The 23,984-nt window shown below is 73.2% G+C and carries 19 protein-coding genes and 4 tRNA genes; 14 read left to right on the forward strand and 9 right to left on the reverse strand.

All coding sequences use genetic code 11. The features are described 5' to 3' along the window. Positions 1-240 precede the first annotated feature (240 nt). From G3T38_RS19360 to G3T38_RS19370, 3 genes are all read right to left on the reverse strand, one after another. Positions 241-1,065: a DNA-formamidopyrimidine glycosylase family protein gene (locus tag G3T38_RS19360; protein ID WP_163774267.1), complete on the reverse strand. Its 825-nt coding sequence runs from the start codon at positions 1,063-1,065 to the stop codon at positions 241-243. Positions 1,066-1,068: 3 nt separating this feature from the next. Then, entirely contained in the window at positions 1,069-1,572 is a 504-nt protein-coding gene (locus G3T38_RS19365; protein WP_163774269.1) for a mycothiol transferase, read from the reverse strand. Positions 1,573-1,678: 106 nt separating this feature from the next. After that, positions 1,679-4,753, reverse strand: a complete 3,075-nt coding sequence (locus G3T38_RS19370) for an efflux RND transporter permease subunit (RefSeq protein ID WP_163774271.1) — start codon at positions 4,751-4,753, stop codon at positions 1,679-1,681. A gap of 87 nt (positions 4,754-4,840) precedes the next feature. On the opposite strand from G3T38_RS19370, the gene G3T38_RS19375 reads away from it, so the two are divergent. From G3T38_RS19375 to G3T38_RS19385, 3 genes are all read left to right on the forward strand, one after another. Continuing rightward, a complete protein-coding gene (locus tag G3T38_RS19375; protein WP_163774273.1) occupies positions 4,841-5,293 on the forward strand; it encodes a MarR family transcriptional regulator in 453 nt (150 codons plus the stop codon). A 79-nt stretch (positions 5,294-5,372) separates the two neighbouring features. Continuing rightward, positions 5,373-6,413, forward strand: a complete 1,041-nt coding sequence (locus G3T38_RS19380; RefSeq protein ID WP_163774275.1) for a hypothetical protein — start codon at positions 5,373-5,375, stop codon at positions 6,411-6,413. After that, the gene (locus G3T38_RS19385; protein ID WP_163774277.1) at positions 6,406-7,296 is read left to right on the forward strand and encodes a nucleotidyl transferase AbiEii/AbiGii toxin family protein; all 891 of its coding nucleotides are present in this window, start codon (positions 6,406-6,408) and stop codon (positions 7,294-7,296) included. The genes G3T38_RS19380 and G3T38_RS19385 overlap by 8 nt, the downstream gene beginning before the upstream one ends. Before the next feature lie 77 nt (positions 7,297-7,373). Here the strand turns inward: G3T38_RS19385 and G3T38_RS19390 are convergent. Then, a tRNA-Phe gene (locus tag G3T38_RS19390) sits at positions 7,374-7,447 on the reverse strand. A gap of 132 nt (positions 7,448-7,579) precedes the next feature. Between G3T38_RS19390 and G3T38_RS19395 the strand changes: the two genes are divergently transcribed. The 3 genes from G3T38_RS19395 (at position 7,580) to G3T38_RS19405 (ending at position 8,256) form a co-directional block, all read left to right on the forward strand. Further along, positions 7,580-7,652 (forward strand) — tRNA-Glu (locus tag G3T38_RS19395). Positions 7,653-7,741: 89 nt separating this feature from the next. Continuing rightward, positions 7,742-7,815: transfer RNA gene (locus G3T38_RS19400), tRNA-Asp, on the forward strand. Between the two features lie 84 nt (positions 7,816-7,899). Next, the gene (locus G3T38_RS19405) at positions 7,900-8,256 is read left to right on the forward strand and encodes a metallopeptidase family protein (protein ID WP_163774278.1); all 357 of its coding nucleotides are present in this window, start codon (positions 7,900-7,902) and stop codon (positions 8,254-8,256) included. Positions 8,257-8,266: 10 nt separating this feature from the next. On the opposite strand, the gene G3T38_RS19410 is transcribed toward G3T38_RS19405, so the two are convergent. Continuing rightward, positions 8,267-9,211, reverse strand: coding sequence for an ATP-binding protein (locus G3T38_RS19410; RefSeq protein ID WP_163774280.1), 945 nt, complete (start codon positions 9,209-9,211; stop codon positions 8,267-8,269). 180 nt (positions 9,212-9,391) lie between these two features. Here G3T38_RS19410 and G3T38_RS19415 point away from each other — a divergent pair, with 180 nt between their 5' ends. Together G3T38_RS19415 and G3T38_RS19420 are read left to right on the forward strand one after the other, a co-directional pair. After that, positions 9,392-10,855, forward strand: a complete 1,464-nt coding sequence (locus G3T38_RS19415; RefSeq protein WP_163774282.1) for an NAD(P)/FAD-dependent oxidoreductase — start codon at positions 9,392-9,394, stop codon at positions 10,853-10,855. Positions 10,856-10,896: 41 nt separating this feature from the next. Next, a complete protein-coding gene (locus G3T38_RS19420; protein ID WP_338037775.1) occupies positions 10,897-12,141 on the forward strand; it encodes a YibE/F family protein in 1,245 nt (414 codons plus the stop codon). Here the strand turns inward: G3T38_RS19420 and G3T38_RS19425 are convergent. After that, a complete protein-coding gene (locus G3T38_RS19425; protein WP_163774284.1) occupies positions 12,104-13,648 on the reverse strand; it encodes a hypothetical protein in 1,545 nt (514 codons plus the stop codon). The genes G3T38_RS19420 and G3T38_RS19425 overlap by 38 nt on opposite strands. Before the next feature lie 261 nt (positions 13,649-13,909). Between G3T38_RS19425 and G3T38_RS19430 the strand changes: the two genes are divergently transcribed. Continuing rightward, positions 13,910-14,974: an FUSC family protein gene (locus tag G3T38_RS19430; RefSeq protein WP_163774285.1), complete on the forward strand. Its 1,065-nt coding sequence runs from the start codon at positions 13,910-13,912 to the stop codon at positions 14,972-14,974. A gap of 42 nt (positions 14,975-15,016) precedes the next feature. After that, positions 15,017-15,089 (forward strand) — tRNA-Lys (locus G3T38_RS19435). 41 nt (positions 15,090-15,130) lie between these two features. Here the strand turns inward: G3T38_RS19435 and G3T38_RS19440 are convergent. Both G3T38_RS19440 and G3T38_RS19445 read right to left on the reverse strand, forming a co-directional pair. Further along, positions 15,131-16,723 carry a sensor histidine kinase gene (locus G3T38_RS19440; protein ID WP_163774287.1) on the reverse strand — a complete coding sequence of 531 codons (1,593 nt, stop codon included), beginning with the start codon at positions 16,721-16,723 and terminating at the stop codon, positions 15,131-15,133. A 149-nt stretch (positions 16,724-16,872) separates the two neighbouring features. Beyond that, positions 16,873-17,817, reverse strand: coding sequence for a LysR family transcriptional regulator (locus G3T38_RS19445; protein WP_338037776.1), 945 nt, complete (start codon positions 17,815-17,817; stop codon positions 16,873-16,875). Between the two features lie 187 nt (positions 17,818-18,004). Between G3T38_RS19445 and G3T38_RS19450 the strand changes: the two genes are divergently transcribed. The 4 genes from G3T38_RS19450 to G3T38_RS19465 all read left to right on the forward strand — a co-directional run bounded on the left by G3T38_RS19450 (position 18,005) and on the right by G3T38_RS19465 (position 22,811). Then, positions 18,005-19,105 (forward strand): PrpF domain-containing protein, encoded by a 1,101-nt coding sequence (locus G3T38_RS19450; RefSeq protein WP_163774289.1) that lies wholly within the window; start codon positions 18,005-18,007, stop codon positions 19,103-19,105. Between the two features lie 106 nt (positions 19,106-19,211). Further along, complete coding sequence (locus G3T38_RS19455) at positions 19,212-20,390, forward strand: Bug family tripartite tricarboxylate transporter substrate binding protein (protein ID WP_194247593.1); 1,179 nt, start codon at positions 19,212-19,214, stop codon at positions 20,388-20,390. An 8-nt stretch (positions 20,391-20,398) separates the two neighbouring features. Next, entirely contained in the window at positions 20,399-22,366 is a 1,968-nt protein-coding gene (locus G3T38_RS19460) for a tripartite tricarboxylate transporter permease (protein WP_163774290.1), read from the forward strand. A gap of 58 nt (positions 22,367-22,424) precedes the next feature. After that, positions 22,425-22,811 (forward strand): universal stress protein, encoded by a 387-nt coding sequence (locus tag G3T38_RS19465; protein WP_163774293.1) that lies wholly within the window; start codon positions 22,425-22,427, stop codon positions 22,809-22,811. 84 nt (positions 22,812-22,895) lie between these two features. Here G3T38_RS19465 and G3T38_RS19470 read toward each other — a convergent pair whose 3' ends face one another. Then, on the reverse strand, positions 22,896-23,882 hold the full coding sequence (locus tag G3T38_RS19470; protein WP_163774295.1) for an enoyl-CoA hydratase-related protein: 987 nt from the start codon (positions 23,880-23,882) through the stop codon (positions 22,896-22,898). Positions 23,883-23,984 lie beyond the last annotated feature (102 nt).

Below are 23,984 nucleotides of genomic sequence, written 5' to 3' on the forward strand. Positions count from 1 at the left end.
TGGTGGCGTGGCCGTCGAGTGGGACGGCTCGCAGGAGAACGTCCTCTACAGCGCCGAGCGCTGAGCGCGTCCGCGGCCCCGCGGCCGCGGAGCGCCGCGGGGGGGGGGGGCGGGGGGGGCCCGGCCCCCCCCCCCCCCCCCCCCCCCCCCCCCCCGGCCCCCCCCCCCCCCCCCACCTGACCGGTGTCGGCCCCCCCCCCCCCCGCACCCGGGGGGGGGGGCCCCACGACCTCGAGGGGCTCAGACCTGGTCGACCGGGCACCACCAGGTGGTGCGGCCACCCACCTCGCCGCGCACCATCGCGGCGCCGCAGCGGGGGCAGTGGCCGTCGGCGCGCCGGTGGGGGATGACCTCGCCGGTGTGCACGCCGCCCTGGCGGATCGCGGCGCGGATGCAGCGCCGCAGGACGCGGCGGAGCTCGTCGAGCTGCTCCTCGTCGAGGTCGTCCACCCGGTGCTGCGGGCTGAGCCCCGCCTGCCACAGCGTCTCGTCGGCCAGCAGGTTGCCGACGCCCGCGATCGCGGACTGGTCGAGCAGCCGGGCCTTGAGCGGCGCCGTGCCGCGGCCGATGCGGGCGCGGAACTCCTCGCGGCCGATCTCGCCCGCGTCGGGGCCGACCCCCGACAGGTCGGGATCGAGCCGCACCCGCCCCAGCCTCCGCGGGTCGAGCAGCCGCATCGCCCCGCCGTCCTCGAAGCGCAGCGTGAAGCGGAACCACTCCTCCTTGCGCCGGTCGGCGTTGCGGCCGGCGTAGTCGCCGCCCACGGACTCCTCGCCGTCGTCGGCGGGCGCCGTCACGAGGATCCGCCCGCTCATGCCCAGGTGCAGGCCGAGGTGGGGACCCTCGTCCCGCTCCCCGTCCCGCCCCGACGTGGTGAGCCACATCGACTTCCCGCGGCGGTGGGCAGCGACGAGCGAGCGTCCGAGCAGGGCGTCGCGGATCTCGCCGGGGGCGTGGGGTCGGCACTCCCACGTGTCGGTGTCGTCGACGTCGGCGATGGTGCGTCCGAGCGCGGCGCGCTCGATGACGGCGCGCGCGGACTCGACCTCGGGCAGCTCCGGCACGGCTCAGAGGTCCAGGAGCCCGCGGACGTAGCCCGCCTGCCCGGCGTGCTGCGCGCCGTCGTCCGCGACGCTGACGAGCCGCACCCCGAGGGTGACGGGCGGGTCCCAGCGCTCGTCGACGACGCGGTCGAGGTCGTCGGCGGTGACGGTGCGCAGGTGGGCCACGCTCGCCGCGTGGGTCGCCCGCAGGTAGTCCGCCAGGTCGTCGGCGCTCGCGCGGACCGCCGCGACCTGGTCGGACGTGTGGCCGTAGCCCGTGTCGGACTCCTCGAGCGGGAGGGCGAGGCGCGCGGCGTACCCCTGCGTCGTCCACACCTGCGGCGTGCCCGCGACGTCGGCGACGTGGTCGTCCTGCACGCGGGTGAGGTGCCAGACGAGCCAGGCGATCGAGTTCGCGTCCGGGCCGGGGCGCGTGGCGAGCTGCTCCTCGGTGAGGCCGTCCACGGCGGCGAGGGCGTTCTCGAGCACGCGGTCGTAGGCGTTCTCGAGCAGCTGGGCGGGTGTCATCTCGGGCCTCCTGCGCCGATCGGGGGGAGGGCCCTGGCCGGACCCCGCCGCCCATCGTGTCGCGGCGACCAAAGCGGCCGCCGCGACACGACCCGGGCGGGGGGCGTCAGGCGGTCGGCGCCGCGTGCGCCCGTGCGTCGCGATTGTGGGCGCGCTTCGCGGCCCGCCGCTCCTTGCGCCGCTCGACCAGCAGGTAGAGCGCCGGCACGAGCAGCAGCGTCAGGAAGGTCGACGACAGGAGGCCACCGATCACGACGATGGCCAGGGGCTGCGAGATGAACGCGCTGCCGCCGGTCACCCCGAACGCCATGGGCGTCAGCGCGAGGATCGTCGCGAGGGCCGTCATCACGATCGGCCGCACGCGCTTCCCGCCGCCCTCCGCCAGCGCCTCGGTGATGCTCGCCCCCGCCTCGCGGCGCTGGTTGACGAGGTCGATGAGCACGATCGCGTTGGTGACGACCACACCGATGAGCATGAGCGCGCCGATCAGCGACGGTACGCCGAGGGGGATCCCCGTCACGGCCAGGAGCAGCATCGCGCCGGTGGCCGCGAACGGCACGGAGACCAGCAGGATGAGCGGCTGCACGAGCGAGCGGAACGTGCCGACCATGACGACGTAGACGATCGCGATCGCGATGAGCAGGGCGAGGCCCAGCTGCGCGAACGCCTCCGCCTGGTCCTCGGAGACACCGCCGAGCGAGACCTCGGTGCCCTCGGGCAGGTCGAGGTCGTCGATCACCTGCTGGACGGCGGCGGTGACGGAGCCGAGGTCGTCCGCGTCCGGCTCGCCCGTGATGGTGATGGTGCGCTCGCCGTCGGCGCGGGTGATGGCGGTCGCCACCTGCTCCTCGGTGATCTCCGCGACCTGGCCCAGCGTCGTGCCGGGCGCGACCGGCAGCTGCTCGAGCTGCGCGATCGAGGTCGGCTTCACGCCCGCCACGAGGGCGACGTCGAGCTGCTGGCCGTCGATGCTCACCTGACCGATCGGCGGCTGCACGAGGGCCTGGGCGAGCACCTGGCCGAGAGCGGCGGCGGTGAGGCCGGCGGCTTCCGCCTCGGGCCGCGGCTGCACCGACAGCACCGGCTGGGCCGGGGCGGCGTCGGAGGTCACCTGGCCGATCCCGTCGACGTCCTGCAGCTCGGTGGTGACGAGCTCGGCCGCCTCCTCGAGCCGGGACTGGTCCGTCGCGGTGACGACGACCTCGAGCGCGGACCCGAAGCCGGCGTCCCCGGCCGTGACGGTGACGTCGCCGTCGACGCCCTCGAGGTCGCGGGTGAGCCGGTCGGCGACGGCATCGGCGTCGGCGTCCTCGTCGAGGGTGACGGCGAAGGTGTTGCCGCCGCCGGCGCCGCCGAACGCGGCGGCGGCCGGGTCGGTCGAGCCGACCGAGGTCTGCACCGTCTCCACGGCGTCGGCCCCGACGAGCACGTCCTCCGCCTGGCGGGCGGCCTCGTCGCGGCGTTCTAGCGAGGCGCCCGGCTCGAGGTCCTGGGTGATGGTCAGGGTGTTCTGGCCGCTGCTGCCGAGGAAGTTCGTCTTGATGAACGGCGAGAGCCCGAGGGTCGCGACGAGCACGACCACGGCCGCGAGCACCGTCGTCCACGGCCGCCGCACGACCCAGCGGACGGCGGGGTCGTAGGCGCGGCGCAGCCAGGCGCGCTCCTCCTTCTCCTCGGCGGCCGCCTGCACCGCGGCGGCGTCGACGCTGCCGGCGGGCGCACGCAGGAACCAGTACGCCAGCACCGGGATGATCGTCAGCGCGACCACCAGCGAGGCCAGCAGGGCGAGCGCCACGGTCACGGCGAAGGGCCGGAACAGCTCACCGACCTGGCCGCCGACCACGCCGATCGGCAGGAACACGGCGGCCGTCGCGATGGTCGAGGAGGTGATGGCGCCGCCCACCTCCCGCACGGCGGTGACGATCGCGGTGACCTTCTCCTCGCCGTACGACAGGTGCCGCTTGATGTTCTCGATCACGACGATCGAGTCGTCGACCACGCGACCGATCGCGACCGTGAGCGCGCCGAGCGTGAGGATGTTGAGGGTGTAGTCGCCCAGCCGCAGCCCGATGAGCGTGACGAGCAGCGACAGCGGGATCGAGATCGCCGTGACCAGCGTCGAGCGCACCGAGAACAGGAAGACGAGGATCACGACGACGGCGAAGAGCAGGCCGAGGCCGCCCTCTGTCGCCAGGTCCTCCACCGACTTCTCGATGAAGGGCGCCTGGTCGAACGAGACGGTGAACTCCGCGTCGTCCCCCAGCTCCTCCTCGAGCTCCGGGAGCAGGTCGGCCACGGCGTGGGAGATGTCGACGGTGTTCCCGTCGGGGGTCTTGGTGATCGCGAGGGCGAGGCTGGGCTCGCCGTTCGTGCGGGCGTACGCCGTGGCCTCCGTCTGCGCGACCGTCACCTCGGCGAGCGTCCCGAGCGGAGCGGTGCCGCCCGCGGGGAGCGTGACCGGGACGGCCTGCAGCTCCTCGAGGGTGGTCGGGGTGCGTCCCACCTGGACGGACAGGCTGGTGTCGCCCTCGTCGACCGAGCCGGCGGGCACGAGCGAGGCGTTGGTCTGCAGCGCGGAGGCGACCTCGGCGCCGGTGAGCCCCTCGGCGCTCGCCTCGGGCGTGAGGGCGATCTCGACGCGGTCGGTCGGGGCGCCGGTGACCTGCACCTGGCGCACGCCCTCGACGTCCTCGAGCTCGGGCTGCGCGATGCGCTCGAGTCGCTCGGCGAGCACGGCCGGGTCGGCGTCGGAGGTGACGGCCAGCTGCACCACCGGGAACTGGTCGAAGTCGCCGGCGAACACGATCGGGTCGACCGTGTCGGGGAGCGTGTCGAGGCTGGAGACGGCGCTCTCCACCTGCTGCTGGGCACGGTCGAGGTCGGTGCCGTACTCGAGGAGCACGAGCACCAGCGACGAGCCGCTCGACGAGGTCGAGTCGAGCTCCTCGAGGCCGTCGACGCCGGAGAGGGCCGCCTCGACGGGGACGGTGACCTCCTGCTCGACCGCCTCGGGCGAGGCGCCGGCGTACGGCAGCACCACCCCAACGGCCGGGAACTGGAGGTTGGGGATGAGCTCCTGCTTGAGCGAGCCCATCGAGATGACGCCGAAGACCGCCACGAAGAGGGCCGTCAGGGCGACGAGTGCGCGGTTGCGCAGGGAGAAGGACGCGAGTCGGCCCACGGGGGTCTGCTCCTGGGGTGTCGGAACGGGAGCCGCGGAGGGGGCGCGACGAGACAGTTAGCCTTGCGCTAACCATAGGCTGGTCGGGTGGACGAGCGCGAGCGAGATGCCGACGCCGTCGAGGCGACCCTCGTGCGGATCCAGGACCTCTTCACCGACGTGCGGGTGGACGCCCTCGTGGCCAGCGAGCTGACGCTGCAGCAGCTGAAGGTGCTCATGCTCGCGGTCTACCGGGCGCCGCTGTCGGCCCATGACGTCGCCGGGACGCTCGGGGTGAGCGCTGCGACGGTCTCCGGTCTCGTCGGACGTCTCGTCGACCACGGCCTGCTGCGCCAGGAGCCCGCGCCCGACGACCGCCGGGTGCGCCACCTGCGGGCCACCGAGGCCGGCGAGGGGGCGCTCGACCAGGTCGCGCGCCTCCAGGTGCAGCACCGCCGCGAGCTGCTCGTGCGGTTGTCCGACGCCGAGCTGGCGGCCTTGCGCCTCGGCCTGGCCGGGATCGAGCGGGCCGCCCGGGAGGTGCGTGACCGCCGTTCGTGACAGATCTGTCATGGCGCGGACCAAACGGCTACCATTCACTCCAGCGCATTATTCACTTTTCTCTGAAAGGTGTGCTGAGTTGAAGGCCATCGTCCGGCTGGGACCAGAGGTGACTCCCTCGCAGGTCGCCGCGTTCGCATCGATACCCGAGTTCGACGTGCGTCGCGGGAAGCGCCAATCGCTGGAGATCGGCGGGATACGCCGTCGGCTAGTTGTTCTCGCTCTCGCCGATGTCGGCCCGGGGGTGGGGCCGCCACCGGGCGTAGCGCACGCCGACGACTCGCTGTGGGTCGTTGTCGGCTCTCGGATCACTGCTGACCAGCGAGCGAGAATCGAGAGGGCCGGTCTGTCCTGGTGTGACGCGCAGGGGGCCGCCCACGTGACTTCGCCCGGTGTCTACTTCCACGTCGAGCGTGCTGGAAGGGCAGCTCGCGCCAGGGTGGGAGCGCCCTCTGAGGGGTTGGGGGTGGTGGCCATCAGGGGCATCCAAACTGTGGTGGAGCGGCCAGGCGCTCCGTGGACCGTGGCGTCGCTGGCAGACGCCGCGTCGCTCTCCACGGGGCAGGCGCACAAGGTCCTGAAGCTCCTCGACGGTGAGCGTCTGCTCGAGTGGAAGGGAGGTGGTCCGATGCAACGTCGCTACCTCCGCGATCGAGACCGGGCTCTCCAGTGGCTTGCGAGCCTGGATCAAGCTCGACGCCGACCCGAACGCGCTGGCGGGCACCTCTATGCGCGGTCGCTGGACGACCTCATTACGCGTTTTGCGAAGCGCGCCGAGGGCGCTGGTGTCGACTACGGGGTCACGGGGGCCGCGGGTGCTGCGGCCCTCGGGTTCACGCTGCTCACCACCAACAAGGTGCTCCAAGCCCGCGTGTCGAACGTCGATGCCGTTGAGGCGCTGACGCTCCTCGACCTGCGGCGCGAAGAAGCTGGTCGTGGCATGAACGTCGAGCTGTGGACTGACAAGGGGGGGCTCGGTGCGCCGACAGCGGAGGGGGCGCGTGTGACGGCGGGCGGAGTCTGTGTTGCGCCCCGTACGCGCATCTGGATCGACATGCTGCGTCTCGGTGGTCGCGACGCCGATGCGGCGGCACTCTTCAAGGAGCAAGCCATTGACTGAACCAGCCGGACAGCATCGTGGGCAGTACGACGCGGAGGTTGCGGATCTCGTTCTATCCCACGCCGCCGACGTGCTTCGCGCCAACGGGTTCGCCTCTCATCACATCGTCGTGATCGGGGGGTTGGTGCCGAGCCTGCTGGTGCCCGTTCTCGACGCGGGCGTGGAACCCCATGTCGGCACCGCAGACGTGGATCTCTGTCTGAGTGTCGCGCTGGTCGAGGGTGACACCGGGACCTATCAGCGGATCGAGGCCGTGCTGAAAGAACTGCAGTTCGCCCAGGGGGACGACACGTTCCGCTGGGTTCGCCGCCACGGCTTCCCGATGACGGTCGAGTTCTTCTGTCCGGCTGGGCCTGGGCGACCGGCCGGCCGCGCCTGGCGGCCGAAGGCGGCCGAGAATCCGATCGGCAAGCAGAACATGGGAGGAAGGCTCTCGGCTCTCTCCCTGGAGGCAGGTGCGCTGCTGACGTCGGACGTCGAAGTCGTCGAGCGCGACATCGAGCTCCCGGGAGGCAAGGGCAGGGTCCGCTTCTCCTTCAGGGTCACCGGCCCCGTCGCGTTCTTGGTAGCGAAAGTGCAAGCACTGCACGAGCGAGACAAGCCGAAGGACGCGTACGACATCGTGTGGCTCATCGAGAGCTGGCCAGGTGGGCCCGCTGCTGCGGCTGCTGCCTTTGCGGCGAGGCCTGCCTTCGGGGCCACCGAGGTCGCCCCGCAGATCGAACTGCTGCGCCGAGCGTTCGCAGACCGTGATTCGGTGGGGGCAAGGAGCTACGCGCGCTTCCTCGCGAGCGCTCCTGGGGATGAGGCGTTACTCGAGCTCCGGGCCGTGGGCGCCGTGGCAGAGTTCCTCGCGGAACTGCCGCCGACTTCGGAGGGCTGACCCGCGGCGTACGGCGGGGGAGCCGACCCCGAGAACGGCGAAGGCCCCGCGAGGATCTCGCGGGGCCTTCGTGCTCGTGGGCAGGGGCGGGGTCGAACCGCCGACCTATCACTTTTCAGGCGATCGCTCGTACCAACTGAGCTACCTGCCCGAGCGGGGTAGACCATACCGCAGCGCGCGGCGCCCCACGAATCGGATCTCTCGGCAGGCGGACGACCGACGGGTGGTCCAGGGGTTCGTTGGCGGCGTCCCGGGCCCCGCCCTATGCTGGGGCGCGCGTCCGGCCCCCATCGTCTAGCGGCCTAGGACCCCGCCCTTTCACGGCGGTAGCGCCGGTTCGAATCCGGTTGGGGGTGCGACGAACCAGGCCGCTGGAGCTCGATTGTGAATCGGGAGCGAGTGTGCGTTATGGTTCACCGGCTCCTGCACCGCAGGGGTTGAGCAAGGCCCCGTAGCGCAGTTGGTTAGCGCGCCGCCCTGTCACGGCGGAGGCCGCGGGTTCGAGTCCCGTCGGGGTCGCCGACACCACCGCTCCGGATCTCATCGAGGTCCGGAGCGGTGGTCATTTCGGGCCCGTTGCCGCCCACCCGCGAAGATGGGCGCATGCCCGTCGACCTCGACCGTCCCGCTTTCGAGCTGCTCGTCGACCGCGCGCTCGACGGCATCCCCGACGAGCTCGCCGCGCTCGTCGACAACCTCGTGGTGCTGGTCGAGGAGGAACCCCCGGAGGGCGAGCCCGCCGACCTGCTGGGGTTGTACGACGGGGTGGCCCTGACCGAGCGCGGGTTCGACTACGGCGGGGTGCTGCCCGACCGGATCTTCGTCTTCCGCAAGCCGCTCCTGGCGATGTGCGAGGACCTCGCGGAGCTCGAGGACGAGGTGCGGATCACGGTCGTGCACGAGATCGCGCACCACTTCGGCATCGACGACGCGGCGCTGCACGACCTCGGCTGGGGGTGAACCCCGCCGGTCAGCTGGCGTGCCAGGACTCGCCGCGCGGCTCGACCCACGGCGTCGGCGCCTCGCCGGCGGCCTGTGCGGAGATCTCGCCGAGCAGCCAGCGCTGGAAGTCCCGCTGCTGCTCGGAGCGGGCCAGCGACAGGAGCCGCTGGGTGCGGCAGAAGGCGTCCGCGAGGTCGAGGAGGTCCCGCATCTGGTGGGACAGGTCGGCAGCGGGCTGGCCCACCGTCAGCAGGAAGTCGCCGGTGGAGCGCCCGGCCGCGAGACCCGCGTCGACGCTGCCCGCGATCCCCGCGTGGTCGATGTGGTTCTCGAAGAGGTCGAACACCCGGGACAGCTCGTGGGCGAGCGGGTAGTCGTCCTGGTGGGCCAGCGAGAGCAGGCGCACCTCGCGCCGCAGGTCGCCGTAGTGCCGGCGGAAGTCGCGGTAGGGCAGCAGCGGCATGCCGCGCAGCCGCACGAACACGGTCGGCACCCGCTCGATGTCGCCGGTGGTGAGCGTGATGTCGAAGACCTCGCCCTCGAGGTCGGCGTCGAGCCGCGGCTCCGGCACCGGCTCGAACCACACGACCTTGCCCTCGGGGACGATGTCGGCGCCCCAGGCGGCGGAGTTCATCGCCACGAGGCCCAGCCCGCGCCCGACGGTCAGCAGGAAGCCGAACTCGTCGTCGTCCCCGAGGTCCGGCTCCGGCTCGGCGACCGACAGGCTGGGCGGCACGCGGGAGCCGTCGGACACCTCGAAGCGCGGGTGAGCCTGCGTGCCCCGGACACGCACGGTGATGGGCTCGCTGGCGTGGAGCAGGGCGTTGGTGACGAGCTCGGACACGCCGAGCTCGGCCGCGTCGAGGAGGTCCTCGCGGCCCATGTCGCGGCAGACCGCTGCGGCCCAGCGCCGGGCCTGCTGCACGCAGGTCGGGCCGGGCTCGAGTCGGACGGCCTCTCGGCTCTGCGGCATCACGCCAACCTTCGTCGTCACAAGCGCGCGTCAGTCCGAGCAGGACGCGGGGGGTTCGGTCATCTGGCGCCTGCTTCCCCGGCGGGATGTGGTCGAAACCACCGCGCTCGATGTGCTTTGTGTCGTAGGTAGGAGAAGAATGGTCACCGGCCCCACACATCGGCGAGGAAGGGTGGGTTCATGAACCAGCAGAGCAGCTCGGGTCGGCACAAGGTCGTGGTGATCGGTTCCGGCTTCGGAGGGCTCTTCGGCACGAAGGCCCTGCGCAAGGCGCCGGTCGACGTGACGATGGTGGCCAAGACGACCCACCACCTCTTCCAGCCGCTGCTCTACCAGGTGGCGACCGGCATCCTGTCGCAGGGCGAGATCGCCCCGCCGACCCGTGAGGTGCTGGCGAAGCAGAAGAACGCCACGGTCCTGCTGGGCGAGGTCACGGACATCGACCTCGACAAGCGGATCGTGACGTCCCACGTGCTGGGCCTGGAGACCCTGACGCCCTACGACTCGCTCATCGTGGCGGCGGGAGCGGGCCAGAGCTACTTCGGCAACGACCACTTCGCCGAGTTCGCGCCGGGCATGAAGAGCATCGACGACGCGCTCGAGCTGCGCGGCCGCATCTTCGGGGCGTTCGAGCTCGCCGAGATCGCCGCCGCCCGCGGCGAGAAGGTGCAGGACCTCCTCACCTTCGTCGTGGTGGGTGCCGGCCCGACGGGTGTCGAGATGGCGGGCCAGATCGCCGAGCTCGCCCACCGCACGCTGCGCACCGACTTCCGCCACATCAACACCGAGAAGGCCCGCGTCGTGCTCGTGGACGCCGCCCCGCAGGTGCTCCCCCCGTTCGGCGAGAAGCTGGGGGCCTCGGCGAAGGGGTCGCTGGAGAAGCTGGGCGTCGAGGTCAAGCTCGGCGCGATGGTCACGTCCGTCGACCAGGACGGGCTCGACGTGAAGTACAAGGACGGCTCGACCGAGCGCATCAACTCGACGGCGATGATCTGGGCCGCCGGCGTGCAGGCGAACGCGCTCGGCAAGACGCTGGCCGAGCAGAGCGGCGCCCCGCTCGACCGTGCCGGCCGCATCGGCGTGAACCCCGACCTCACCCTCCCGGGCTACCCGGAGGTCTTCGTCGTGGGCGACATGATCAGCCTCAACAACCTCCCCGGTGTCGCCCAGGTGGCCATCCAGGGGGCGAAGTACGCGGCGACGGAGATCCAGGGCCGGCTGCAGGGCAAGGCCCCGCAGAAGCCGTTCAAGTACTTCGACAAGGGCTCGATGGCCGTCATCGGCCGCTTCCGTGCGGTCATGATGGTGGGCAACAAGATCCGCATCAGCGGCATCATCGCCTGGCTGTCGTGGCTCGCGGTGCACCTGATGTACCTGACCGGGTTCAAGAACCGCGTCACCGCGCTGCTGCGCTGGTTCGTCTCCTTCGTCGGTCGCGACCGCTCGGAGCGCACCATGACGGAGCAGCAGGTGTTCGCCCGCCGAGCGCTCGCGCGGCTCGAGGGCGGCGCCCGCGACCTGGTGAGCCGTGACGACACGAAGGCCGAGGAGGCCCTCGAGGCGCGTCGCGCGGAGCTGGAGAACCAGGCCGCGGAGGAGTCCCGTCTGACCGACGCGGGCGAGCGCGGCGTCGCCGTCGGGTGAGCCACGGACACGGGCACGGACACGGCCCGTCGGTCGGCGCGGTGCGCACCGACCGACGGGCCGTGGTGCTGCTGCTGGGCTTCCTCGCCGTCGTGCTGGTGGGGACGCTCGCCGGGCTCGTCGCGCTCTGGCCGTCGGCCGAGGACGCCGTCGAGGACGTCCAGTACGCCGCGGAGGGGGTCACCTTCGTCGACGCGGAGGTCCTGCGGGTCGAGGACGCGTGCCCGGTCATCGCCGTCGGCCCGGGTCTGCCCGAGCCGGAGGGCGGTGCCGACCAGGCCTTCCCCGAGAACTGCAACACCCTCGTCGCCCGGCTGAGCGAGGGACCGGAGGAGGGCGACGAGACCCGCGTGCAGACGGAGGCCTCCGTCGTGCGCTCGGGCCTGCGGGCCGGCGACGAGGTCGTGCTCATGCGGGTGCCGCCGGTGGAGGGCCAGCCGGAGACGGTCTACGGGTTCTCCCACCCCCACCGCGACGCGCCGCTGCTCGCCATGACCATCGTCTTCGTGGTGGTCGTCGCGGTGATCGCCCGCCTGCGCGGCATCCTCGCGCTCCTCGGCCTCGGCTTCGCCGCCGTCGTGCTCTGGGGGTTCATGATCCCCGGCCTGCTGGCGGGGGAGAGCGGCATCGGCGTGGCGGTGGTCGGCTCGATCGTCATCATGTACGTCGTCCTCTACCTCGCCCACGGACCCTCGCTCCGCACGAGCGCGGCCCTCGCGGGCACGCTCCTCGGCATCACCGTGACCGCGCTCCTCGGTGTCTGGGCCGTGGGCGCGGCCCGGCTGTCCGGCATGAGCGACGAGAACGGCGAGTTCCTCCAGCTCTACGCCGACCAGCTCAACTTCAAGGCGCTGCTGTCGGCCGGCATCATCATCGCCGGGCTCGGCGTCCTCAACGACGTCACGATCACCCAGGCCTCCGCCGTCTGGGAGCTGAGGTCCGCCGCCCCCGACATGACCCGGCGCGAGATCTTCTCCCGCGGCATGCGCATCGGCCGCGACCACATCGCCTCGACCATCTACACGATCGTGTTCGCCTACGCGGGCACGGCGCTCGGCGTGCTGCTGCTGCTCTCCCTCTACGACCGGCCGATCGCCGACGTGCTCTCCTCCGACATGCTGAGCGAGGAGGTCGTGCGCACCCTGGCCTCGGCCATCGGTCTCGTGGCGAGCGTCCCCATCACGACGGCGATCGCCGCGGCGACGGTGGCCCCTCCGGGCGCCCCGCCCGCCGCCGGGAAGCGTGCGCTCAGAGGTCGCGGCGGTAGCGACGTACCGCCTGCATGAACGCCACCGGGTCCACCATCGTGCGGTCGATGGTGACCGGCCCGAGGCTGCGGCGGTGGATCTCCAGGCGCCAGCCCCGCTGACCGGGGGTGCCGTGCTCCTCGACGTCGAGCTGGACGTTGGTGAGGTCGAAGGACGACGTGCTGGTGGCCCGGGTGATGTGGAGGACGCCGCGGTCGATGACCACCGTGGTGGGCGCTGAGCCGGCGCGCACGGCCCACACGACGAGCGTCAGCACGGCAGCGACCCCCGCGAGCGCGGCGTCGGCCACGTCGCGGGTGTCGTAGGCGACCCACGCCATCCCGGCCGTCACGAGCAGTCCCGCCACGATGAGCAGGGTCGCCGTGACCTGCCCCGTGCGCGGCGACGCGAACTCGACGCGGAGGGGCGTGCGCTCCTCCGTCGGTCGGGAGGCCTCGTCCCGGGTACGTCGGCCCACCGGCTCGGGTGCCTCCGCGGCGGTCTCCGCGCGCGCGGCCTCCTCACGGGCCGCCGCTGCGGCCCGCTCCTCCTCGACGCGTCGCGCCGCCGCCACGAGGGGAGAGGCCGCGGCCGTCGCGCTGGGAGCGTCGCCCTCCGGGTCGGTGTCGGGCTCGGTCTTCGTGGCGGTCTTCGGGTCGGTCTCCGGCGCGCCCTCGGGCTCCGGGCGCCGGAACGCCGCGACGACCGACTGGGCGATGTCGTGGGAGGTGCTCGGCGGGGGAGCCGTGCTGACGTGGCGGCCCGCCGTGTCCTCGGGCGGGAGCGGGGGGTTGGCGGGGTCCGCGTCCCGACCGGGGTAGAGGTCGACCTCAGCCGGTCCGTCCTCCGGGTGGTCATCCCGGTCGGGGACGGGCGCGGGCTCCGAGGGCCGCAGCGCAGCGAGCACCGACGCGGCGGCCGCGTTGTGGGTGACCGCAGCCGGGGGTGCGGCGTCGGGCCGCGCGGGGGGAGCGGTCTCGGGGTCGCGGGCAGGCTCGGGCCCGGGCTCGTCGCGACCCAGCGGGCTGTCGTCGTCGAGACCGACGAGCTCGATCGGTCCGGTCAGCGGGTCGACGGGATCCCCGGTGTGGAGCGGCTCGTCGGCGTCGCGGGCGCGGGCCTCGTCGTCGGCGGTCGCCGCGGGGGAGAGGGACGGCAGGGGACCGCTCGCGGTGAACACGTCCGGTCCCGGGCCGTGCGTCGTGGCGCCGCGCGCCTCGTCGCTGTCGCGGAACGCCGCGAGCACCGAGGCAGCCGCCGCGTGCTGCGGTGCCACCTCCGGCTCGGGCTCGGGCTCCGGCTCCGGCTCCGGCTCGACGCTCTCGGGCTCGACGCTCTCGGGCTCGACCGGAACGGGCTCGTGGTCGGCGGGGGCGTCGCCCGCGGCGTACGCCGGGGTGGGGGCGGGCGCCTCGGAACGCTCCACGGGAGCGGAGGCGGCCGGCTGCTCGGGGGCACCGCTGCGCGCGAGCCGGCGCTCCCGCATCTCCAGCCAGCGGCTCCGGAGGTCGGTGGGCCGGTCCCCGCCGTCCTGTGGATTGCTCATGGGCAGAAACTACGTGGTGAGCGGGTTGCCGCGCGAAGGAATCCCCGAGCGACGCGCCGACGGGGTGGTGCAGACCGGTCGGGCCGAGTTGCCGCGATTCGCGGGACGTCTCACCGCCGCGGTGCCACACTGGACCTCAGGTGGTGGCCGAGACCCGAGACTCGGCCACCACCCCCCGGATCCGGACCCGCGTCGCCTCCCCCGTCGGCGCGGGTCCTCGTCGTTCCGGGGTGGTGGTCCGCGGGTGGGTACCGGCGCGCCGTGCCACTGCCCCGCCCGCTCGCCGACCTCGCGCTGCACCCCGCGCCCGCCGTCGCGGCGAAGGCCGCGGTCGCCGCCGTGCTCGCCTACCTCGCCGTCGTACCGTGGGGCGGGGTGGCGTCGCACTACGCCTACTACGCGCCGCTCGGCGCGGTCGTCACCGTGTCGACGACGACGGTGCACTCGGTCCGTACTGCCGTGCAGTCGGCGGTCGCGATCGGGCTGGGTGCGGCGCTCGCCGTAGCGGTGACGATGACCTCCGTGCCGACGCTCGCCGGGATCGCCGCGGTGGTGGCGTCCGGCAGCCTGCTGTCGTGGTGGGGGCGGCTCGGGGCGATGGCGTCGTGGGTGCCGGTGTCGGCGCTGTTCGTGCTGCTCATCGGGGGTGGGGACCCCGGGGGATACGTGCTGGGGTACCTCGGCCTCACCGCCGTCGGCGCTGCCGTCGGGGTGCTGGTCAACGTGGTCCTGCCCTCCCTGCCGCTCGCGACGGCCGACGCCGCCCAGGCCGAGCTGCGCGCCCTGCTCGCGGACCAGCTCGACGACCTCGCCGACGGGTTGCGCCAGGAGTCGCTGCCCCGGTCCGCCGAGTGGGAGGGACGAGCCCGGGACCTCGTCACCCCCGCCCGCACCCTCGAGAGCCTGGTGGCGCGAGCCGCCGAGGCGCAGCGGGCCAACTGGCGCGCCCGCCGGCGGCAGGACTCCGCGCGGTCGACGGTGACGCAGGGCCGGGCCCTGGGTTGGCTGTCCTACGAGGTGGAGGAGATCCTCCGGACCCTGGCCCGCGACGAGCACGCCGACCGCGACGAGGTCGCGCTCGGGCCGCTGCTGCGCCCCGCGGCCGCCGACGCGTTCGTCGCCGTCGCCGCGGTGCTGCGGGCGACGGGGGACGACCGCGAGCCGGCGTACGGCGCGGCCGACGCCGCCGTCGCACGCTTCGCCGACGCGGTGCGCGAGCGCCAGCACGCCGGAGCCGACACCTTCGCCGCATCCGCCCTCGTCGTGGCGACCCGACGGGTGCTCGACGCGGTGGACCCGCGGGTCGCGGCGGCGGCCGGGTCTTGAGAGACTGGGAGGCGGTGGGCGCCACGGCGTGGGGCCCACCGAGGGCCACTAGCTCAATGGGCAGAGCATCGGACTTTTAATCCGCTGGTTCAGGGTTCGAGTCCCTGGTGGCCTACTGGAACGACGTCTGACCTGCGGCGCCCTCGTTCCGGCGCATCACGGCGTCGTCGACGAGCTCGCGTCGCCCGCTCGTCCCGTGACCGGAGCGTCCGTCGGAGCGAGGGCGCGGGGCAGGTCGACGGTGAACGACGAGCCCTCGCCCAGGACGCTTTCCACGCGGAGGCTCCCGCCGTGCGCCTCGACGATGTCCTCGACGATGCTCAACCCCAGGCCGGTGCCCGGGATGCCGGAGTCGACGACCTGCTCCGCTCGGAAGTACGGGTCGAACAGCCGGGAGATGTCGGTCTCGGCGATCCCGCGCCCGGTGTCGCTGACGGTGAGGTGGACCGACGTCGGCTGCTCGTCGAGACCGACGTGGATCGACCCGCCCCGCCCCGAGTACTTGATGGCGTTCGAGAGCAGGTTCTCGATCACCTGTCCCATGCGCACGGGATCGACGGGGACGACGAGCGAGTCCGGCATCGAGCACGTCGTGCGGATTCCCGAGGACTCGGCGTGGAGGGAGGCCGAACGGACCGCGTTCGTCACGATCTCGACCAGGTCGGTCGGGGCGGGCGAGATCGCCAACCGGTGGGTGCCGGCCTGGGTGCTGGTGAGGAGGTCGCGGACCAGCCGGAGGGCTCGATCCGAGCTGCGTCGCATCGACGCGACCATCTCCTGCTGGCCCTCCTCCAGGTCCGCCTCGCTGAGGAGGTCGAGGTAGCCGATGATGGTGGCAAGCGGAGACCGTACGTCGTGGGTCACCTTGGCGACGACGTCCGACTGTGCGTCGATCGCCGCCGACAGCTTCGTCACGTCCGACCAGGTCAGCACCGTGGCGCCGGACATGCCGGGCGCATGGACCGGGCACGAGGACAGCAGGTAGGCCGACGGCGCTGCCTCGTCCCCCCACCTCACGAGCTCGTCGACCATCCGCTCGCCTGCCTCCGCACGGGCGATGACGCTGCGAGCGTGGGCAGCGTGGGGGGACGTTCCGGCGGCGGCCCGGGTGGTGACGTCGGGCACGCGACCCGCGACCCTGAGGGTCCTGCCACTGCCGTCGACCAGCTGGACGCCGGCCTCCGTGTTGGACAGCAGTGCGTCGACGACGATCCGCTCGTACTGCGCCGAGCGCAGGGCGGTGAGCTTGGAGGCCGCCACGAGTGCAGCCAGCAGGGAGGGCAGGGCCCCGCCGACGATCGCCGCGGGCGTCGGTCCGTAGGTCGCCAGTGCCGGCGCCGACAGGAAGGTCAGGCTGGCCGCCGCGCACGCGACGACGCCACGCCGTCCTGCTCGACCGAGCCACAGCGCCGGCATGCCGACGAGGACGACCGCGAGACTCTCCCTCGTCGTCGCGGACGAAGCGCCGATCAGGGCGATGTCGACGACGGCGGTGACGGCAAGGAGAGCCGTGCGGCTGGAAGCGCCGAGCCGGGCCCACGGGATGAGCACGACCGTGGTGAGGGCGACGGCGGCCGCGAGCGCGACCCCGGTGGCTGCTCCCGAGGGACTGCTGCCCGAGCTCGCCCTGACGCCCAGCTCGACGAGGAGGAGCGCGATGAAGACGCAGTGGAGGACGCGGGGGTCGTCGGAGTCGGCCGTCGCCCACGACCCCATCCGGCTCGACCTGCGCAGCTGCGCGACCGGCATCGCGTTCCCCTGGTACCTGTCCTGGGCTCCGACGTGGAGCAGTGCCGGAGCAGCATCGGATGAGACGTCGTGACCCGCACCCCGGACCAGCGAGGTGCCCTCCCAGCCTGCCAGAGGAGCCGCCGTCGGCGCCGCAGAATCCCCAGGGATCACGACCGCCCTCCGGAGACCTCCGCCTCGTAGTCGCGCGCCGTCTCCACGAGGACCTCGGCGAAGGCGATCTCGGCCGCGGTGCGCACCCGGTCGGGCCGGTGCGCGACGAGGATGCGTCGCGGCGGGGCGCTGCTGCCGAGGGAGACGACCTCCACGCCCGGGTGCTTGTTGAGCACGGCGGTGCGGGGGGCGAGGGCGATGCCGAGGCCCACGCTCACCATGGCCTGCGCCTCTTGGTAGTCGTTCGCCTGGAACGAGATCCGGGGGGTGAACCCGGCGGCGAGCGCGCTCCGCTCGAGCACCTCGACGACCGGGTGCCCTCCGGCGCGGATGACCCACTGCTCCTCGGCGAGGTCCGTCATGGCGACCCGGCGCCGCTGGGCGAGGGGGTGGTCCGTCGCCACCAGCAGCACGGTGGGGTCGGAGAAGAGCGCCGTCAGGGAGAGCCGCTCGGCGTCCATGCGCTCCCACTCGTAGTCCCAGAGCAGCGAGAGGCCGATCCGGCCCTCCTCGAGCTTCTGCACGAGCCCGTCCTCGCGGTCGCTGTGGATGGTGAGCTCGATCGCCGGGTAGTCGCTCCGGAACTGGCGCACGGCCAGGGGGAGGAACGACGCTCCCATGGTCGGGAACGTGCCGAGGTCCAGGCGGCCGCGACGCAGGCCGGCGATCTCGGCGAGGTCGGACTCGGCCGCCGCCAGCTGGCGGAGCACCTTGCGCGCGTGCCCGACGAGCACGTGACCGGCCTCGGTGGGCTGCACGCCCCGGGGGTGGCGCTCCAGCAGCGGCTGGCCGACCTCGCGCTCGAGCCGCAGGATCTGCTGCGACACCGCCGAGGGCGTGTAGCTCAGGGCGGCCGCTGCCCGGGTCACCGAGCCGTTCTCCACGACGGCGGCCAGCACCTGCAGTCTTTTCACGTCGTACACCCGACCTGCATACAGCACTGCTTCATGGGTGTAAAGCAGTCTGAACCAGCACTTCAGGCATTCGACGCGACCCGGAGGCTCGCTGAAGCGCCGTTCAGCCTGTAGCAATGCTTCAGGCAGATGTACGAACTCGTGATTGTGCTTCATATGTCCGCCGTCACAACCTGAGCCCCGTCAGGCACGACGACGGACGGTGAGGGAACGGATGCACGAGATCGACGCGGTGTGGATGCGCGGGGGCACCAGCAAGTGCTGGGTCTTCCGCGACGCGGACCTGCGGCTGCCCGACCTCTCCGTCGACGAGGTGCTGCTCCGCGCGTTCGGAAGCCCCGACCACCGCCAGGTGGACGGGGTCGGCGGCGGCACGTCGACGACGAGCAAGGCCGTCATCCTGGCGCCCTCCGAGCGCGAGGACGCCGACGTGGACTACACGTTCGCCCAGGTCGGGATCGACGAGGCGAAGGTCGACTGGGGCAGCAACTGCGGCAACTGCTCGGCCGTCGTCGCGGCGTACGCCGTCCGTGAGGGCTGGGTGCGACCCACCGGCGACGAGACGGTCGTCCGGGTCCACAACACCAACACCGGACAGCTGATCCTGCAGTTCCTGGCCACGCCCGACGGCGTCCTGGACGAGGAGGGGAGCACGGCGATCCCGGGCGTCCCGTTCCTCGGCGCCCCGGTGCGGATGGGCTTCGTCGACCCCGTGGGGCGGACCACCGGCGCGCTGCTGCCCAGCGGTCGGGCGGCCGAGACCGTCGAGGTGGACGGCCTGACCGCCACCGTCACCCTGGTGGACGCGGGGGCGCCCGTGGTGGCGGTGCTCGCGACGTCCGTCGGGCTCCGCGGCGACGAGCCCCCGGCCGCCATCGACGCCGATCCGACCCTGCTGGCCCGTCTCGACGCCGTGCGTCGGGCGGGGGCCGTGCGGATGGGGCTCGCCGCGACCCCGGCCGACGCCGCCCGCGCCGTGCCCAAGCTGGCGCTCGTGAGCGCGACCGACGCCCCCGATGCGGACGTGCGGCTCCGGATGCTCTCGATGGGCCAGGTCCACCCGGCGGCGCCGATCACCGGGAGCGTGGCCCTCACGTTCGCGGCCCGCGCAGCCGGCACGGTCGTGCAGCAGGTGCTCGGCCGCCCGGGGGAGGACCTCTCCTCGCTCCGGATCGAGACGCCCGCCGGCGTCGTGACCACCTTCTACGACGTGCACGGCGGCGCCCCCGTCGTCGGCGTCGTCCGCACCTACCGACGGCTCTCCACCGGTGTGGTGCACCTGCCCCAGCTCTCCAGCCCCGACACGGCTGCGTAGCACCCCGGCCCCCACGGGCCCCGCTCCGCCGATCCGGCGAGGAGCCACGGCCCCGTGGCGGGCCCCGACGTGATACCCCTCACACCAGCACCTGGAGGACAGCACCATGCCCGGACCCGATCCCGACGTCAGCAGCGCGGCTGCGTCGCCGCCCCCCGACGACCCGCCCCCGCCGCGGCGCAGCACCGCCGCGAAGGTGATGGCGGCCTTCGCCGTGCTCGCGGTGGTGGGCTCCGTGGTCGGCGGCGACCTCCTCAACCCGCCCGCGTCCACGGCGGACGGGGACTACGACGGGGAGACCCTCGAGCTCCTCATCCCGCTCGCCGAGGGAGGCGGCACCGACACCTGGGCCCGCTACGTCGGCACCGAGCTGAGCCACACGCTCCCCGGCGAGCCGGGCTTCGCGCCCGTCAACGACGAGGGCGGCGAGGGCATCGCGGGCACCAACCACTTCGTGTCCTCCGCGCGTCCCGACGGCACCGAGATCCTGGTGAGCACCGCGACGAGCGTCGTGCCGTACCTCCTCGAGCTGCCCGCGGTGAAGTACGACTTCACCGAGCTCGTGCCGATCCTCGCCAACGGCACCGGTGCGGTCGTCTACGCCCGCACCGCCGCGGGCGTCGCGTCCATCGAGGACGTCATCGCAGCGGGTGACGAGCTCACCTTCGGCGGCATCGCCGCGACCGGTCTCGACCTCACGACGCTCGTCGCCTTCGACCTCCTCGACCTCGACCTCGACGCGGTGTTCGGCTTCGAGGGCCGCGGCCCGGTCAACCTCGCCCTCCAGCGCGGCGAGATCGACGTCGACTACCAGACGACCTCGTCGTACGGCTCCGCGGTCGCGCCGCTCATCGAGGACGGCAGCGCCGTCGCGCTGTTCTCCCTCGGTCAGCTCGACGCGGACGGCCGGGTCGTGCGCGACCCGAACTTCGAGGACGTCCCGACGGTCGTCGAGGTCTACGAGGAGGTGTACGGCGAGCAGCCCGACCCCGAGAAGCTGGCGGCCTACGAGGCGCTGCTCGGCCTCACGTACACCTACCAGAAGGCCCTGTGGGTCCCGCCCGGCACGCCCGAGGAGGCCGTCGACCTGCTGCGGGAGACGTCCGCCGCGATGGGTGCCGACCCGGAGTTCCGGGAGGCCGCCGCCGAGGTCCTCGGCGGCTACCCGATCGATGCCGGGGACGACCTCGAGCAGCGCATCGACGAGGCCTACGCCGTCGACGACGAGGTGCGCGACTACGTGCGCGAGCTCCTCTCGTCCACCTACGACATCACGATCGACTGAGGCCGGCCATGCTCGACTCCGCTCTCACCGCCCTCGGGTCGCTGACCGACCCCTCGCTCCTCGTCATGCTCGCCGTCGGCGTCCTCGCCGGCCTCGTCATCGGGCTCATCCCGGGACTCGGCGGCACCGGCGCCGTGGCGATCCTGCTCCCGCTCACGTTCGGCATGGACCCCGCCCCCGCGCTCGCCATGCTCATCGGCGCCCTCGCCGTCGTGCACACCTCGGACACCGTCGCCGCGGTGCTGCTCGGTGCCCCCGGCTCGGCGTCGGCGAGCGTGACGATGCTCGACGGCTACTCGATGGCTCGCAACGGCGAGGCCAAGCGGGCCCTGTCGCTCGCCTTCCTCTCCTCGATGGCGGGCGGCATCATCGGCGCCCTCGGCCTCACGCTCGCGATCCCGCTGGCGCGGCCCCTGGTGCTGTCCTTCGCCAGCCCCGAGCTCTTCATGCTGACCATCCTGGGCGTGTCCCTGGCAGCCGTGCTCTCGCGGGGCAACGTCGTCAAGGGCCTCGTCGCCGGCTTCCTGGGGCTGCTGCTCGGCCTCGTCGGCACCTCGCCGACGACGGCGGAGGAGCGCTTCACCTTCGGCAGCCTCTTCCTCGGCGACGGCCTGTCGCTCGTCGCCGTCGCCCTCGGCATCTTCGGCCTGGCCGAGATCGCGGGCCGGGTCTCCCAGCGGCGCGTGACCGAGGACTCCGTCCAGCTCACCGGTGGCTGGTTCTCCGGCATCAGGGAGTGGCTGACGCACTGGTCGCAGGTCATCCGCGGCTCGCTCATCGGCATCTGGGCGGGCGTGCTGCCCGGCGTCGGCGCCACGGCGGGCACCTGGCTGGCCTACGGCCAGGCGGTGGCCACCGCGAAGGACAAGCGCAAGTTCGGCAAGGGCGACCCGCGCGGCATCGTCGGCCCCGAGAGCGCGAACAACTCGGTGGAGGCCGGCGACCTCATCCCCACCCTGCTCTTCGGCATCCCCGGGGGCGTGCCCTCCGCGATGCTGCTCGGGATGCTGCTCACCTACGGCATCCAGCCCGGCCCCGCGATCGTCAGCGAGCACCTCGACCTGATGTACCTCATCATCTGGTCCTTCGCGATCGCGAGCATCGTCGGCGCGTTCCTCTGCTTCCTCGCGACGCCCTCGCTCGCGAAGCTCACGAAGGTGCCCTTCGCGGTCCTCGGCCCCGGCCTGCTCGTCGTCATGCTGCTCGGCGCCTTCCAGGACAGCGGCCAGCTCGGCGACCTGTGGATCATGGTCGCGCTGGGTGTCGCGGGCTGGCTGCTCAAGGCCACGGACTTCCCGCGCGCGCCGTTCCTCATCGGATTCGTGCTGGCGATCCCGATGGAGCGCTACTACTACCTGACCGCGAACCTCTACGACGGCGCCGGCTGGATGCTGCGCCCCGGCGTGGTCGTGTTCCTCGCCGTCCTCGTCGTGCCCGTCCTGTGGGCGCTCTTCAAGGCGTGGCGCAAGCGCCGGGCGACCCTCGACGAGGGGCACCGCTCGGAGGAGGTCCTCGAGGGCGGCGACGAGCTCGAGGGCTCCCTGGCGAACTCGGTGTGGTCGCTGTCCGTGGCGGCGGTCGTGGTCGGGCTCTTCGCCGGCGCCTGGCTCGTCAGCGGATCGTTCTCCGAGGAGGCGCGCCTCATGCCGCGGCTCGTCGCGACGGGCGGGCTCGTGCTGGGGCTCGTGCTCCTCGTGCAGGAGCTCCGGGCTCGCTCCGGGGGCCGACGGGGTCCACGGTGGACACCCGACGTCACCACCGCGGTGCGCACGTTCGTGCTGATGGGCGTCTTCCTCGGCCTCGTCGTCGTGGTGGGCTACCTCGCGGCCGTGCTGCTCTTCGTGCCGGGCTTCCTCCTGTACGTCGCCCGGGCCAGCGTGCGCACCAGCATCCTCTACCCGATCATCCTCGGCGTCGTGCTGCTGGCCCTGCCGTCGCTCCTGCCCGTCGACCTCCCGACGGGGCTCCTCCAGTGACGCCCGGCCCCGCAGCCACCGCGCCGTACCCCCGCCCGACCCGACCCAGGAGGCACCCATGACCGTCGTCCTCGCCCACGCCGACTCCGACCCCGGACGCGCCGCGCTCGCCGCGGCGCTGCGGGAGGCCGCCGACCACGCGGAGCGGCTCGTCGTCGTCGACGCCACCCGGGGAGGTGCGCGGCCCACGGTCGCGGACCTCGCCGCGCTCGAGCCCGACCTCGTGCAGGCCCTCCGGGACGCGGGCGGCGAGGTCGTCGTCGACGAGGGCAGCGTCGCCGACCCGAGCGACGCCGTGGTGCAGGTCGCGCAGCGGTACGACGCGCGTCTCGTCGTCGTCGGCCTGCGGCACCGCAGCCCGGTGGGCAAGGCCATCCTCGGGAGCACCGCCCAGCGGATCCTCCTCGACGCGACGTGCCCGGTGCTGGCGGTCAAGCCCGCCTGAGCGATCGGGCCGCGGCCCGGGTCGGGGATGGTCCCCGGGCCCGGGCCGCGGTGCGTCCGGCGCGCGCCGACCTGGTCCTGCCGCTCACCGCACGACCAGCACGACCGAGCCCCCGTCCGCCCGCTGGCCGTCGCCGACGAGGACGGCCGCGACCGTGCCGTCGTGGGGTGATGTCAGCGGAGCGTCGAGCTTCATCGCCTCGACCGTCGCGAGCGTGGCGCCCGCGGCCACGTCGTCGCCGACGGCGACGTGCACGGTCACGGTGCCGGCGAACGGCGCGCGGAGCGGTGTGCCCGGCCCCGCCACGCTCTCGTCGCGGCTGCGCTGCCGGCGGCGGGACGACCACGCGTCGAGCAGGGGCCCGTTCCGGGCGCGGGCGGCCCCGACCGCGGCAGCCTCCTCGACGAGGCGGTCCGCGAGGCCGACGTCCCACGCCGTGCGTGCCAACCGGCGGGTCGTGCCGGCGGCCCGCCAGCCGCCCTCCGCGACGGAGGCCGCGAGCGCGCGGGCCCGCGGCCGCGGGTCGCCGTCGACCAGCTCCGTGGCCACGCCCCAGGCGAGGGCGTCCGGCCCGTCGAGCACGGTGCCCCCGACGAGCATCGCCGCCGCGCGTCGGGCACCGACCGCGCGCGGCAGCAGCCAGCTGGCCCCGCCGTCGGGGGTGAGGCCGATGCGACCCCACGCCGGCACGAACCTGGTGGTCGGGGTGGCCACGACGAGGTCGGCGAGGAGCGCGAGCGAGAGCCCGGCGCCGGCCGCGGCCCCCTGCACCGCCGCGACCACCACGCGATCGGCGTCGTGGAGGGCCAGGACGGTCTCGTGCACGGCGCTCGCGACGTCCGTGCACCAGGCGGGCGGGTGGGCCGCCATGGCGCCGACGTCCCCACCCACGCAGAAGTGGTCGCCCGCAGCCTGCACGAGCAGGACGCGCACGCGGGGGTCGGCCAGGAGCGACCGGCTGGCCGCCGACAGGTCGCGGGCCGTGGGCAGGTCGAGGGCGTTGCCGACCTCGGGGCGCGCCAGCTCGAGGATGCCGATCCCGTCCTCGACCACCGTTCGGATGTGATTCATGATTCACTAGGGTGGCTCACGACGGCCTGCCGGGCAAGCAAAATGCCCGAGGGCCTAGCGGAGTGAATTGAGATTCGCTTAGTGTGGCGCCCGTCACCCCGA

The sequence above is a fragment of the Nocardioides zeae genome (assembly GCF_010686755.1).
Taxonomy (GTDB): domain Bacteria; phylum Actinomycetota; class Actinomycetes; order Propionibacteriales; family Nocardioidaceae; genus Nocardioides; species Nocardioides zeae.